Raw genomic sequence first — 14,150 nt, forward strand, 5'->3', positions numbered from 1 at the left:
GCTCGAGGCCGTTCCCCGATAGCTCAGTTGGTAGAGCAAATGACTGTTAATCATTGGGTCGCAGGTTCGAGTCCTGCTCGGGGAGCCAGTTTCGCCTCCACGGCAGCGAGCACAGCGCGGTAATCGGTCATTCCTCGATAGCTCAGTTGGTAGAGCAAGTGACTGTTAATCACTGGGTCGCAGGTTCGAGTCCTGCTCGAGGAGCCAACCGCCGCATCCCTTCCGCCGTATCCCGGCCATTCCCCGATAGCTCAGTTGGTAGAGCAAATGACTGTTAATCATTGGGTCGCAGGTTCGAGTCCTGCTCGGGGAGCCAAACCTTCTCTTCTTCAGTAGCTTCAACAGCTGCTTGGCGATGCCGCCTGTAAGCAATCCTTCGGTGGTTATCCACACGGATCCGTGTGGATTCGTTGCATTATTTCTGCCCCGGCTGGTGTCGGCAAGGCCTGCGTCGCCGCTGAACCGGACGGCTCCTCTCTCCCTTCGCTGATCACGCCTGCATCCTGATAGCTCCCCTGGAGCTCGCTCTATCACGCTCGAGATGGCCGCTCTGGCCAGCCGGAGACTACCGGTGATCTGCGCTTCACATTAGCGCTTCTTCCTGTCGTGCTCCCACGTCCTGGAGGGCTGACCAAGGCTTGGGATGGTGCAGCGGGCGGGAAGCGGTCACGTCAGCGTCGCGGTGCCCAACACACGGGGATGCGACTTTGGTCTGTTTGACATGGCCGCTCGAGGCGCTATGGTTAGGCATGTAAGTTAGATATCTAAGTATATCGACGAGGCCTCCTCGAAACGCTCACTATCCCTTGAAACGGAGACCGTGCCTTATGCTGACACAAGAAGAGAACGATCTGCTGTGCCGTGTCGAAGGTCATGCCCCCATGGGGCAGATCATGCGTCGCCACTGGCTGCCGGCTTGCCTATCCGAGGAAATCCAGGAGCCGGACGGTGATCCGGTGCGGGTACGGCTGCTCGGTGAGGATCTGGTGGCCTTCCGCGATACCGAAGGGCGCGTGGGAGTGCTGGACGAGATGTGCCCGCATCGGCGCGCTTCACTGGTGCTGGGCCGTAACGAGGAGTGTGGGCTGCGCTGCCTGTACCATGGCTGGAAGATGGACGTCGAGGGCAATGTCCTGGAGATGGCCTCCGAGCCGCCGGAATCGAAGATGACCGAGAAGGTCAAGCACAAGGCGTATCCCACCCATGAGGCGGCAGGCTTCGTTTGGGTCTACATGGGGCCGGCCGAGGAGCAGCCGGAATTCATGTCGCCGGTATTCCAGCCGACGCCGGAAACCAAGGTGTCCATCTCCAAGGTGATCGTCGATTGCAACTGGGCCCAGATCCTCGAGGGGGCCATCGACTCGGCGCACTCCTCGAGCCTGCACTCCACCGACATGGTGCCGGCCCGCACGGGAGGGGCCGAAGCCACCGAAAAGCTCTGGCTGCGCCCTTCGACGGACAAGGCGCCGCGTCTGCAGGTGCAGCAGACCCCCTTCGGTTTCCGCTATGCCGCGATCCGTCGGCCGATCAAGGATGCCCGGACGCATGACTATGTGCGTACCACGCTGTTCATCGCGCCCTACACCGTGCAGATCCCTCCGAACAACCTCTACGACATCGCGATCCTGCATGTGCCGATCGATGACACCCATACGGCATTCCACTTCATCGCCTGGGGCGACGTGAGCACCACGCCGGATACCGAATCCTGGCGCAAGTTCCTCGGCACGCAGATCGGGATCGATGTGGACAAGCACTTCCGAAAGTTCCGCACCCGCGAGAACAACTACTGGCAGGACCGCCGCATCATGCAACTCGGTACCAGCTTTACCGGGATCAAGGGCATTCCCAATCAGGACATCGCGATGTGGGAAACCATGGGCCCGATCGCCGATCGTAGCCATGATCGTCTCGGTGCGAGCGACCTGGCAATCGTCGAGTTCCGTCGCCAGATGGTCCAGGCCGCCAAGACCATGCAACAAGGGGGGGCGGCCATCGGCACCGAGGAGCCGCGAATACCGCATTACAAACTCAAGTCCTTTCAGGGCATCGTCACCAAGGAAACCGATTGGCGTCAATTGGGTACCGCCCCCGAAGAAGCGGAGCCGAGTGCCGGCGAACAGCATCACGCCACCAGTTAAGACGCCATAACACTGTGTCTCACTGATAACAAAGCAGGAACCCTGATGAACAAGCTGGAACTTTCGGTTGCCGTCGGCAATTACGACCGCGTAAGGCCATTGATCGATGGAGAAGTGCAGATCGATGGCGTGGATCCGGTATTCATGCTGCATGACCCGGAGGAGATCTTTTTTCGTGCCTTCCGTCATGCCGACTTCGATATCACCGAGCTCTCGCTGAGCAGCTACACCGTGAAGACAGCGGCGGGTAATTGTCCCTATATCGGGGTGCCCGTCTTTCCCTCGCGCGCCTTTCGGCATACCTCCATCTACATTCGGACCGATCGAGGTATCGAATCGCCGGCCGATCTGCGGGGCAAGCGCATCGGTGTTCCCGAATATCAGTTGACCGCCAATGTCTGGGCCCGCTTGTTCCTCGAGGAGGATCATGGCCTCCAGCCCCGTGATGTGACCTGGATGCGTGGTGGTTACGAGGAGCCGGGCCGGGTCGAGAAGATCAACCTCGATCTTCCCGAGGGAGTCGGTGTGGAGAATATTCCCGTGGGAGAAACACTCTCCGGCATGCTGGCTTCCGGTGAGCTGGATGCGGTAATGGGGCCGCGAGCTCCATCCTGTTTCATGCAGGGGCATCCCCATGTGGGTTATCTCTACCGTGATCCTCAACAGGCAGCCTCGGACTGGTACCGCCGAACCGGTATTTTCCCCATCATGCATCTGCTGGGTATTCGCAAGACACTGGTAGAGCGCCATCCCTGGCTGCCCTTCTCCGTCTACAAGGCTTTCGAGCAGTCCAAAGCCAAGGCGCTGGCGAAACTCAGTGACACCTCGGCAACCAAGGTGACACTTCCGTTCGTCGAGGACCAGCTTCAGGCTGCCCGACGCCTGATGGGTGAGGATTTCTGGTCCTACGGCTTTTCTCCCAACCGGGACACGCTGGAGCGGTTTCTCGTGCAACACCATGCGGAGGGGTTGTCCCAGCGACTCCTGAAGCCGGAGGATCTGTTCCATCCCGCCACGCTGGAAAGCTTCAAGATCTGACTGTCCTTGGGATGGACGGTTGTATCCGTCGCACAGCGACACCTTTACAACAACAAACCCCCCGTAGAACCAATGACGACGCCAGTACAAAAGGTGAACAAATGAAAATCTCAATCAAGAAATCCGTGATGGCCATGGCCCTTGTCGTTCCTGGGATGATGATGAATGTCGCGTCGGCCCAGGAATACAATCTCACCGTTGCCGGTGCCTCGCCAGGAGGGCTGTGGTCACTGCTGGGTGCCGGTCTGGACAGTGCCTTGAAAGCGGAATATCCCGGCTCGACTGTGACCTATCAAACCTCGGGTGGCGGTATCGCCAATGTGGCAGTCCTGCAGCGCGGTGACGCCAGCCTGGGTATCATCGAGGATGCCGTCCTGCAGTTGGCGCGTGATGGCGAGGCCCCTTTTCGCGAGCCTGTCAACGACGATATCAGGGTGCTCTCTTACCTCTACACCTGGGCGCCCATGCAGGCCGTTATCCGGAAGGAGTTTGCGGAGAAGCATGGCATCTCGAGCTTTGCGGATATCGCCGAGATCAAGCCACCGATCACCATCGCCATCAACAAGCGGGGGAATATCGCCTCAGGTGTGGCGGAAGCCATGCTGGAGGCCATCGGGGCAGGTCCGGATGAGGTCAAGAGCTGGGGAGGCGACATCATCTATGCCGCTTCCAGTGAGCAGTCAGGCCTGATTCAGGATCGGCGTATCGACATGTTCCTGAACAGCCTGTTCGTGGGACAAAGCTCGATCATGCAGGCGGCTTCCAGTGTCGATATGAACCTGTTGCCGCTTTCCGAGGAAACCATTCTGGAAGTCTCGGAAAAAACGGGTACCAACTCCTTCACGATTCCCGCGGGCGCCTACGACTGGGCACTTGAGGAAACACCCACCGTATCGATCAGCGCTACCCTGGCCGTGCGCAGCGACATGGACGAAGACATGGCCTATAATCTGACCAAGGCCTTCTACGAAAACTACGAAAAGATTGCCGGTGTTCACCCTGCCATGGAAAGCCTGACGCCGGAAATCATGGCGGATGTCGAAGTGGTTCCCTACCATGATGGTGCCGAACGTTACCTCAAGGAAGTTGGCCTTCGCTAAGCGGGAAAGATGGTATCACTGCTGAGAGGTTTCTCGATGAATCACTTCTTCTCGATTGTAACGGGAACCGGCGCCAAGCGAACCTTGACGGGCAAGCTGGGGATGGCAGTGCATGGATGCGCTGCCCTCGTGGCACTGGCGGTCATTTACACGACGACGATCGTATATGTCGATCTTTATGCCATGATGGTCGTGTTTCTCTCCGCCATGCTGGCCTTGCTGTTCCTCAATGTGAGTGCAGGGCCCAAGGGGCGACAGGATCGTCCCAGCGTGTTCGACTGGTGTCTTGTCGTGGCGAGTCTCGTCGTTGGTCTCTATTTTCTTGTGGAAAGCCAGCGGATCGTCGAGCGCATCACCTTGCTGTTTCCACTGGAACTTCCTGATTTGCTGGCGGCCAGCGTACTGCTGGTGCTGACGATCGAGGCCACGCGTCGCACGGTCGGCTTTGGCCTGACCAGCGTCGTTCTGGTCTTTGTCATCTACAACCTGTGGGGACACGGCTTGCCGGGAGCGTTCGGCTTCAGGGAAGTCAGCTACAACCACTTCCTCGATATCATGATGTTCACCTCGGATGGCTTGTTCGGCGTGCCGCTTCGCGTCGCGGCGACCTACGCCTTCCTGTTTGTGATGTTTGGTACCTTCCTGTCCAAGGCAGGCGGCGCCGAGTTCTTCTATAACCTGGCGTCCGCGGTTGCCGGTCGTAGAACAGGCGGACCGGCCAAGATTGCCGTTATTTCCTCGGCGCTCTACGGTACCATGTCGGGTAGCCCGACTTCCGATGTGGTGACGACGGGTTCCGTCACCATCCCGATCATGCAGCGTCTCGGGTATAGCAAATCACTTTCGGGCAGCGTCGAGGTGGCCGCCTCGACGGGGGGGAGCTTGTTGCCTCCTGTCATGGGCTCGGCGGCCTTCATCATGGCGGAATATACGGGAATCGAATACCGTGATATCGCCATTGCCGGTATTATTCCTGCTCTGCTCTATTTCCTGTGCGTTTACGCGCAGGTGCACTTGCGTTCCCAGAAGCTGGGCCTGAGAGGATTGTCGAAGGAAGAGACCCCGCCGTTGCAAGGCACCCTCAAGAACGGTGGCCTGTTCATCCTACCGTTGATTGCCTTGTCGGCGGCTTTGCTGATGGGCTATTCGCCCACCTTCGTTGCGGCGGTGTCCACGGTCGTGGTGTTGATGGTGTCAATGGTGCGCCGTTCGACCCGGATGGGGCCCAAGGCGATCTGGGATGCCCTGGCCGTCACTACGCTACGGATGGTCTCCGTCGTGGCCGCCTGTGCGGCGGCCGGTCTGGTGATCGGGGGGATCTCCATGACGGGCCTGGGCGGAAAGTTCGCCGATCTCGTCTACTTGTTGGCCGGCGATACGGCCTTCCTGGCCCTGGTCATCTCCGCTGTGTTAGCCATCATCCTGGGCATGGGCATGCCGACCCCCTCGGCCTTCATCCTGGCCGCCGTGTTGGTTGGACCCACCTTGCTGGGCCTGGACTTCAGTGTCCTCCAGACCAACATGTTCATCCTCTACTTCGCCGTGCTCTCCGCCATGACACCACCGGTCGCAGTGGCCGCCTTCGCCGCTTCGGCCATCGCGGATGCCAAGCCCCTGGAGATTGCCACCGGGGCCGTAAGATTGGCCATCACGGCTTTCATCGTGCCGTTTGCCTTCGTGTATGGCGAGGGATTGCTGATGGTCGGCGACTGGATGGAGATCGCGGTTACCAGTACCACCGCAGTGGTCGGTGTCCTGCTGCTGAGTATCGCCGTGGAAGGGTATTGGCGCGGACGAGTCGCCATGCTTCCGAGGCTTGGCTTTGGCTTGGCGGGACTGCTCTTCATCACCCCGAGCGGGTGGGCGGTTGCCCTGGCGATGATCGTGGTCGCCATGGCGATTATCGGGACACCTCATCTGCGGCTTCATAGGCAGAAGTTGACGGTAGGATGATGTGTGGATAGCGCACAGCGTCGCTCGTTAGTTGCAAACAATGGTAGATGATGGATAGGAGAGGCAACACTGGTGCCGTAAATACCATGGCATCAGTGTTGCCTCTTGTTCGTCCAGCATTGACGGCCACACAAGCCGAATGTTCCATCAGCGTTGATGGGTCAGGGAGTTCGTATGGCCGCCATTTCGGCACTGGTCAAGAATGCTAAGGGGGCAAGATGTATCGGATCGATGACCAGCTACTCGAGAAGGCCGTGACAGAAAATGTCGAATCGGCATTGGCAGAAGATATTGGCGCGGGCGATGTAACGGCACTGTTGATCAGCGAAGCGTGCGCGGCGATGGCGCGTATCATAGTGAGAGAAAATGCCATCGTCTGCGGTATCGCCTGGGTTGACAAAGTATTCAGACAGATCGACCCTCGAGTCGAGGTCAAGTGGAGTGTGGCCGATGGTGACCGGGTCGAGCCAGGGCAGTCGCTCTGTGAGCTGTCGGGAGATGCCCGATCGCTGCTCAGTGGTGAGCGCAGCGCACTCAATTTCCTTCAGGTACTGTCAGGCACCGCGACTCGGAGTCACTACTATGCGAGCCTGGTGAAAGAGACGCCGGTGAAATTACTGGATACTCGCAAGACCCTACCCGGCCTGCGTCTTGCGCAGAAGTATGCGGTGACCTGCGGCGGGTGTCTCAGTCACCGCATGGGCCTGTACGATGGCTACCTCATCAAGGAGAATCATATTACGGCTTGTGGGGGTATTGCCATGGCGATAGCCGAAGCAAGGCGTCTGGCACCCGAGAAGCCGATCGAAGTGGAGGTCGAAGACCTTAAGGAATTCGAACAAGCACTCCTGGCGAGGCCCGACATGATCATGCTGGATAACTTCGGTGTCGAGGACATGCGCACGGCCGTCCGTGTGGCGGCGGGACGCGTGATGCTCGAAGCCTCGGGAGGCGTCACGGAGGCAACCCTGGTAGATATTGCCAGGACGGGGGTCGATTACATCTCCCTTGGCACCCTGACCAAGGACCTCAAGGCGATCGATCTGTCGATGCGTCTATCGATGTGAAAGGGTAAGAGGCCAATGGAAACTGCCGACTTCACTCGGTTATCAAGCGTGGAATCGGCAGCTGGGAGACGCCGATGTGCCAAGGCCTCAAGCGCCGAGATGGGCTCGCGCATGACGTGCCCGCATTTTCCATAGCTGCCAAGGCCTTTCCACTTGTCCCTCGGTCGTGTCCCTGGCCGTGCTGGCCTCCTCGGGGGTCAGGTATTCGACGGGTCCTAGTCGCAGCGCGTCAGCTTGAAGCCGTGCATTCACTTCGACATAGATGGCTCGGTAAACCGCTTGCTTCAAGGTGGGTCCGGTGACCGTCGCGCCATGCCCGCGCATCAGCACGACATTGCCGTTTCCCAGAGAGTCGGCAAGCGAAGCCCCCAGCGAACGGTCCCGGATCAACAGGTCCGTCGCCGTGCCCGCCGTATCCCGGATCTCGAAGACCGGCGCGCCTGCACCAAGGAAGCCGCTCATGTGGCACATCGGCCGCAAGGGAGTCGACTTGACGGCACTGAAGGGGACGACGGAAGGGGAGTGGCTATGCACGACCGCCATGACATCCGGTCGTGCACGGTAGATCTCGCCATGAATGAAGCGCTCGAGATAGACGGAGCGGCCATCGGCATCGATGGGGTTGCCATCGAGATCGAAGGTCAGGATATCGTCCAAAGTGACGAGCCCGGGTGCCATGTTGCGCGCCAGCAGAAACCGTTCGCTATTTTCTGGGTGCCGGATGCTGACATGTCCGAAGGCATCGAGTACCCCTTCATTGAAAAGGATATGGTTGGCATCTACCAGGTCCTCCAATAGTTCTTCTTTACTTTGGGGGGACATAACCGAGGTCGAATTATTGGTATGCATCGCTATTCCATCGGATGGTGAGTATGAAGGTGATGGTCAGGAGTTATTCGTTGGCCGAAGCCAGGTTACTGATGATCTTGAGCAAGGTGCGTCGTGTCACTCGGAGGTCTGCACACTCGACACCTTGCACAGCAATCTCGTTGACATCCTCAGCAAGAGGGATCAGGGTTTCCTTGAGGTCGCGGCCCTTCTGTGTCAGGTAGATGTGGATGTTCTTGCGATTACCATTCAGTTGCCGGCGTTCGATCAGGCCGTTGGCCTCCATCGCTTTCAGGGCGGTAAAGGTCGTGGGTTCCATCAGTCCAGCCTGCTCGCTGAGCTCACGTTGGGTCAATCCTTCCGTCACCCAGAGGATACGCAGGAACGACCAGTGACCGAAGCTGACCGAGTGCTCCGCCAAGCGTGTCTGTAGACTTTTTGTTAGAACTCGGCCGGCATCACGTATCAAGTGAGCCAGGCGATCGTCCGGCACATCCTCTTGCCAATGACGAAGAACCGTGCGGGTTTCCTGGTTGGTAGTACGAGGCATCGTGGTGTCCTCCAAGGAATCGATATTGCCCTAACCCAATATTAAACTATAACACGTTGGATTTCGGCACACTTGCCTGATGGGATAGCATGACTTCATGGCCATGCCGAGCGGATTCCAGTATCGCCAGGCAGACTTCCATCGTTGCCATGCCCCATTCGCCGGTGTGAATGGGGCGACGGTCATGGCGTATGGCTCCTATCAGTTCATCCAGGACTTCACGCCTCGGGATCTCCGGTGGCGACAAGGGTTCCAGATGGCGTCGAGTATGGGCATAGACCTGCACCCCGTGCGGCATGGGACGAAGGTCGGCGCCATCGCAGGAAACGAGGACGAAGCCGAAATGATTGTGAGCGATGTCCTGTGGCTGGCTATTAACCAGGGACAGGCCGGCGCCATAGGTGCGGGCATTCTTGAGGGCGGCTTCCTCTTCGGGGCCCTGCATCTCCGCCAGTCTCGCCCTGGCACTGCCGTACTGGTCGGGATCTCGTGGTTGTCCCAGTTCGCCTGACCACCCGCAGAATTCGTCGCTGTCGAAATGCGCGAAGCCGCTGTATGTCATGTTGGCAAAGACGCCATTGTCAAAGGTGAGCAGCGCACTGTAGGCACCTTCCGTGGGGCGTGCAGAATCCCAGCTTCCCGTGGCGGCACGCACGCTCTTGACGTGCCCACCGCCGAGCAGGCGCACGATATCGACCTGATGAGCGGCCTGGCTGAACACCACACCGCCGCCCTGCGACGTATCCAACTCTTCCGGACGCCGGGGACGGTAGAGAAAGTCTGTGTAGTTCAGGGCGCTGATCATACGCACCTCCCCGAAGTCCTGGCTGTCGATCATCTCACGAGTCCGCAGATAGGGCGCATCGAAGCTATGACTGTGTCCGACGACCAGCCAGCGCCCGGCGCGGTGCATGGCATCGATCATGGCCTGGCAATCCTCTAGGGAGAGTGCCATCGGCTTCTCGACCAGGACATGCTTGCCGTGTGCCGCCGCCAGTTCGACATGCTCGCGATGAAACTGGTGGGGAGTGGCGACATATACCGCTTCCACGTCGGGATCGGCGCACAGGTCGGCGACCTCAGCGTAGGTGGTGGCGGCGAAATCGGCACGGAACTGCCGGCGGGCCTCTGAGCGTGGATCGGCCGCCGCCGCCAGGTGGATACCGGGGTGGGTCGCGAGGGTGGGCAACAGCAGCATGAAGCCGCGACCTAACCCCGCGATGCCGAGTTTCAAGCGTGGCACTGTCATGGTGCGGACTCCGTGGTGAAGCAATGGATCATTCGGGCAGATCGATCACCAGTTCCTTCGAGAACGCGCGCGAGACGCAGACCATGATGTGGTCCTGTCGTTCGGCCTCCGACAGTACCAGGTCACGGTGCTCGGCCTTTCCCTCCAGTAGCCGTGTCCGACAGGAGCCACAGGTGCCGCTTTCGCAGGAGTAGGGCACATGGTGACCGTTCACTCGCAAGGCCTCGAGGATCGAGACGCCTGCCGGTACCGGAATCGCCTCGCCGGTCGTGTGGAGGCGTACGGTGAAGGGCGTGTCCTCTGCCGCGCTGGCGGACTGTCCCGAGCCGAAGTCCTCGAAATGCACGCTGGAGGGTGTCCAATGACCGGTCATGTCGCGAACCGCTTCCATCAGCCCCCGGGGACCGCAGCAGTAGATATGGGCCCCCTTGGGCTGCTCGAGGACCGGCCACAGATCATAGGAGTTGTCGGGGTCGCCATGGTCGTGATGGATCACCACCTTGCCTCGGTACTCGGGAGCGCTGAGTTCCTCGAGAAAGGCGGTTTGCGACGGTTCGCGCGTCAGGTAATAGAGCTTGAAGGGTTTGCCCCCCGTAGCCCGCAGGTGATGAATCATCGAGAGAATCGGGGTGATGCCGATGCCGCCGGCGATGAAGATGTAGCGAGCGGGGTTGCCTGTCAACTCGAAGTCGTTGTGCGGTGCCGATACCTTGAGGCGATCGCCCACTCGGGTTTCGTCGACCAGGCTCCTCGATCCGCCGGTGCCTTCCTCCTCGCGCTTGACCGCGATGACGTACCGATCCTGCTCGTCGGGATCATTGCACAGCGAGTAGTGTCGCACCTGGCCGTTGGGAGCCTCGAGGCGCACATGAGCGCCGGGTGTGAACTCGGGAAGGTCGTCGCCATCGGGATGGGCGAGCTCCAAGCGGTAGATGCCATCGGCGATCGCGCCCAGGGCGGTGACGATCAGTTCGTTCATGGGGAGTTCGTCGGAGGGGCTAGCCATAGGATACCCACCTTTCTTGTCGTGTGGCTGAAAATACTTCTATATCTAAGTATTTTTTCGGCGACAATGCAAGGCATGGAGTTACGACTTTGGTCGCATGGTATGGGTGTTGCCTACTGTGGTGCGACCCGCTGCTGCCCTGGCGGTGGAAAGTGACCCCTCCGGTCCGGCATGGCCCTGGAAAGAGGGGGGCGTGGATCGCTCAGGTTTGGTAGGCCATGTGCCATCGGACCAGTATGGTCAACAATGTACTTCAAGGGAGCGAAGCCCAGAATGAGCGTGGGCTCCATGCAGGGAAAGGCCACGGTGGTTGAAATCGCCGGGTTTTCCTTGTGAGGAAATGACCTGTGTCAAAGAAAATATCACCAGTCGCCCTATGATTATTAGATATAGAAGTATTTTTTCTGCGCGTGATCTTGGTGTTGTTTTACTTTCTTGAAGGATGAGGAACCATGAATATTCGTATTGATTGTTTGGTGACTGGCATGCACAGGATTTCGGATTTTTTCTATAAGATTTCTCTCCCGAAATTGGTTTTTGATGTGCAGGATGGATCGCCCGAAACCTATAGGAAGATGATTCAGGATGCTGATTTCAAGCTTGAAGCCGGTTTTGAGCGAGAAGTGGCGAGGCAGCTGAGTAATGGTGGCCTTTGGGGCCTGAGCCCTGGCGAAACGTTGATGCCAGTCATGATGAGCCGGTTTGGAGTGTCAAAGAGTGACTTTTCATCCACAGAGTCGTCGCAGCTTGAAGCCTTGGCGGAGGCTTGCAATAACTGCCCGGTAGTGGGTGTCTGCTGGAAGTCCGTGCGCTCGGGGGCCTCGGTCGAGGAATCCCGAGCTTTTTGTCCCAGTGCGGAAAAATTTGAAAGAAGATCATAGCCTGTGTGAGTCTCGGGCTTTCGTGTTGCCCCGAGTTGCACAGTAAAGCAAAGTGCTGGAGGAGGCACTTCAGGGAGAAGATCACCTCGAGTGCCCGCGCCACGAGTCCCTGGTTCGCGAGACTAAGGCCACTGGCGCCAGGGTGCGAATGGCGCCGGGTGGTGGGTTGCTTTCACCGATCATCCCGCCAATCGGATCAATCGCCATTGAGGGATCGGTCCAGCGCCAGCAGTGCAGCTTGCCAGGAAGCCGCATCGGCGGCGGCGTCATAACCCAGTGGCAGACCGTACTCTTCGGCTACCGCATCGGCATGTGGATTGGTAAAGCCGTGCAGTGCGTTGGGGTAATTCACCACCTCGACGCTGGCCCCCTGGGCTTCGAGGGCCGTCGCCATCGCATCCAGATCGGCGCTTTCGACCAAAGGGTCCTCTGCGCCATTGTGGATCTGCACCAGGCCAGCGAAGGCCTGCGGTGTGCTGACCATCGCGGATGGATCGCCATGGAAGCTGATCGCGGCCTCGATCGGCATGCCGGATAGCGCCATGTTCATGACCACGCTGCCACCGAGGCAATAACCGATCGCCGCCATGCCGGAGTCCGCCACCGCCGGGTGCTCGCGAAGCCGTGTCATTGCCGCTTCGAGCCTGGCGCGTGTGGCCGGCCAGTCCTGCATCACGTCCCCGGCTAAGGCGCCGGCCTGGTCGGGATGTGTCGTCGCCTGGCCGTCGCCGTACATGTCCACGGCCAGCGCCACGAAGCCGAGTGCCGCCAGCTGATCGGCACGTGCCCGGGCATAGTCGTTGAGTCCCCACCACTCGTGCACCACCAATACCGCGGGGCGTGCGGTGCCATCATTGACATTATGCGCCAGGTAGCCCTGGTAGGTTTTCCCACCGGTCGAATACTCGAAGAGCTCGCCTTCGACGCGTGGCCCCTGGGCGATATCGATCGGAGTTGCGGATTCGGCCTGTGATGGCTGCGTCTGCGCCAGGGCGGTTACCGAGCCAGCCATCAACCCCGGTACCAGCAACAGCAGCATGAGTCGAGTACGCATGTCGGGTTCTCCTTGTTGATTTTCCTTATCAGGCCCTAGGCCAAAACCGTTTTCGCTCGCCAGCCTTGCTCAGGGTAACTGCCGTCCCGGATGGAGGGAACCGTTCAGGGAGGAACAAGCCGGCCAGGGAGGGATGTGTGCCTCCATACTGCGGTCTGCTCATCCCAGCCGACCTCCGTCGAGTGGGGATTCAGAATAACTAAAAGTTAATGGATATAAGAAACATAATTTATTTTACGAAATGGACGATGTGCAACCACCCTTACCCAACGTGCAATCAGTGGGGGAGTGGTGACATGCCATTGGCCAAGAAGAGTATTGCCCCGACGTCGAGCGGGAGTTCACTGGCCCGGCTGAGCCAGGGGTTCGCCGAGGTCACCGAGGCGGCGGCCGTGGCGGCCTACGCATGGATCGGCCGGGGGGAGAAGGAGCGGGGCGACGGTGCCGCCGTCGCGGCCATGCGCCACGCCTTCGCCTCCCTGCCGTGCAGCGCCACGGTGGTGATCGGCGAGGGGGAGAAGGACGACGCCCCCATGCTCTACAACGGCGAGGCGTTGGGCCGGGGCGGGGTGGCGGTGGATATCGCCGTCGATCCCGTGGACGGCACCAACTACCTGGCCAAGGGCATGGCGGGGGCCGTGGCCGTGCTGGCGGCAGCGCCCGCCGGGACCCTGTTCTGCCCGGGCCCGGCCTTCTACATGGACAAGTTCATCGTCCCTTCCGCGGCCCGCGATGCGGTGGACCCGAGCGCGCCCGTCGCCGTGCGACTCCGGGAGCTGGCCCGTGCCCTGGACAAACCCATCGCCGAGCTACGCATCTTCGTCCTCGAGCGCCCGCGTCACGAGCAACTGGTGCACGAGATCAAGGCCACCGGCGCCAGCGTGCGCATGGCACGGGACGGTGACGTGCTCGGGGGGCTGAGGGCGATGATCGGTGAAGGGGTCGACGCCCTGATGGGGGTCGGCGGCACGCCGGAAGGGGTGATCGCCGCCTGCGCCGCGCGCGCCCTCGGCGCCGGCATGTGGGGGGCGCTCGCCCCCCAGAGCGAGACGGAAGCCGCCCGGCTCAGGGATGACGGGATGCTGGCGGGGCAGATCCTGAGCGTCAACGACCTGGTGGCGAGCGATGACCTGGTCTTCGCCTGTACCGGCATCACCGGCGACGAGATGCTGGCCGGTGTGCGGTGCCTGGATGGACGGGCCTGGACCGAGACCCTGGTCATCCAGGGCCGAGGCCGGCTCAGCAGGATCCAGCATCAACGGCTCATGGGGGAGGGCACATGA

12 protein-coding genes and 3 tRNA genes are annotated in these 14,150 nt (G+C 60.0%); 10 read left to right on the plus strand and 5 right to left on the minus strand.

Translation table 11 applies throughout. The features are described from left to right. Nucleotides 1-12: 12 nt before the first annotated feature. The 8 genes from QLQ85_RS05325 to nadC all read left to right on the plus strand — a co-directional run bounded on the left by QLQ85_RS05325 (nt 13) and on the right by nadC (nt 7,299). Nucleotides 13-88 (plus strand) — tRNA-Asn (locus QLQ85_RS05325). Nucleotides 89-131: 43 nt separating this feature from the next. Next, nucleotides 132-207 (plus strand) — tRNA-Asn (locus QLQ85_RS05330). A 33-nt stretch (nt 208-240) separates the two neighbouring features. Next, nucleotides 241-316 (plus strand) — tRNA-Asn (locus QLQ85_RS05335). A 511-nt stretch (nt 317-827) separates the two neighbouring features. Then, the gene (locus tag QLQ85_RS05340; protein WP_282738035.1) at nt 828-2,141 is read left to right on the plus strand and encodes a Rieske 2Fe-2S domain-containing protein; all 1,314 of its coding nucleotides are present in this window, start codon (nt 828-830) and stop codon (nt 2,139-2,141) included. 45 nt (nt 2,142-2,186) lie between these two features. Next, the gene (locus QLQ85_RS05345; protein WP_282738036.1) at nt 2,187-3,179 is read left to right on the plus strand and encodes an ABC transporter substrate-binding protein; all 993 of its coding nucleotides are present in this window, start codon (nt 2,187-2,189) and stop codon (nt 3,177-3,179) included. Nucleotides 3,180-3,280: 101 nt separating this feature from the next. Continuing rightward, the gene (locus QLQ85_RS05350) at nt 3,281-4,279 is read left to right on the plus strand and encodes a TAXI family TRAP transporter solute-binding subunit (RefSeq protein WP_282738037.1); all 999 of its coding nucleotides are present in this window, start codon (nt 3,281-3,283) and stop codon (nt 4,277-4,279) included. 36 nt (nt 4,280-4,315) lie between these two features. Beyond that, nucleotides 4,316-6,232, plus strand: coding sequence for a TRAP transporter permease (locus tag QLQ85_RS05355; protein ID WP_282738038.1), 1,917 nt, complete (start codon nt 4,316-4,318; stop codon nt 6,230-6,232). Nucleotides 6,233-6,450: 218 nt separating this feature from the next. After that, nucleotides 6,451-7,299 (plus strand): carboxylating nicotinate-nucleotide diphosphorylase, encoded by an 849-nt coding sequence (nadC, locus tag QLQ85_RS05360; protein WP_282738039.1) that lies wholly within the window; start codon nt 6,451-6,453, stop codon nt 7,297-7,299. Nucleotides 7,300-7,386: 87 nt separating this feature from the next. Here the strand turns inward: nadC and QLQ85_RS05365 are convergent, their stop codons facing one another. The 4 genes from QLQ85_RS05365 to QLQ85_RS05380 are packed head-to-tail and all read right to left on the minus strand — an operon-like array spanning nt 7,387 to nt 10,905. Further along, entirely contained in the window at nt 7,387-8,148 is a 762-nt protein-coding gene (locus tag QLQ85_RS05365; RefSeq protein ID WP_282738040.1) for a class II aldolase/adducin family protein, read from the minus strand. Nucleotides 8,149-8,191: 43 nt separating this feature from the next. Then, nucleotides 8,192-8,677, minus strand: coding sequence for a MarR family winged helix-turn-helix transcriptional regulator (locus QLQ85_RS05370; protein ID WP_282738041.1), 486 nt, complete (start codon nt 8,675-8,677; stop codon nt 8,192-8,194). A gap of 46 nt (nt 8,678-8,723) precedes the next feature. Continuing rightward, nucleotides 8,724-9,926 carry a Gfo/Idh/MocA family oxidoreductase gene (locus tag QLQ85_RS05375; RefSeq protein WP_282738042.1) on the minus strand — a complete coding sequence of 401 codons (1,203 nt, stop codon included), beginning with the start codon at nt 9,924-9,926 and terminating at the stop codon, nt 8,724-8,726. Between the two features lie 28 nt (nt 9,927-9,954). Beyond that, nucleotides 9,955-10,905 (minus strand): PDR/VanB family oxidoreductase, encoded by a 951-nt coding sequence (locus QLQ85_RS05380; protein ID WP_282738043.1) that lies wholly within the window; start codon nt 10,903-10,905, stop codon nt 9,955-9,957. 479 nt (nt 10,906-11,384) lie between these two features. Between QLQ85_RS05380 and QLQ85_RS05385 the strand changes: the two genes are divergently transcribed. Then, nucleotides 11,385-11,813, plus strand: coding sequence for a hypothetical protein (locus QLQ85_RS05385; protein WP_282738044.1), 429 nt, complete (start codon nt 11,385-11,387; stop codon nt 11,811-11,813). 196 nt (nt 11,814-12,009) lie between these two features. Here QLQ85_RS05385 and QLQ85_RS05390 read toward each other — a convergent pair whose 3' ends face one another. Beyond that, nucleotides 12,010-12,867, minus strand: a complete 858-nt coding sequence (locus QLQ85_RS05390; protein ID WP_282738045.1) for a dienelactone hydrolase family protein — start codon at nt 12,865-12,867, stop codon at nt 12,010-12,012. Between the two features lie 296 nt (nt 12,868-13,163). Here QLQ85_RS05390 and glpX point away from each other — a divergent pair, with 296 nt between their 5' ends. After that, nucleotides 13,164-14,150 carry a class II fructose-bisphosphatase gene (glpX, locus tag QLQ85_RS05395; protein ID WP_282738046.1) on the plus strand — a complete coding sequence of 329 codons (987 nt, stop codon included), beginning with the start codon at nt 13,164-13,166 and terminating at the stop codon, nt 14,148-14,150.

Origin of the sequence: Halomonas kalidii (genome assembly GCF_030010475.1) — a bacterium.
Taxonomy (GTDB): domain Bacteria; phylum Pseudomonadota; class Gammaproteobacteria; order Pseudomonadales; family Halomonadaceae; genus Halomonas; species Halomonas heilongjiangensis.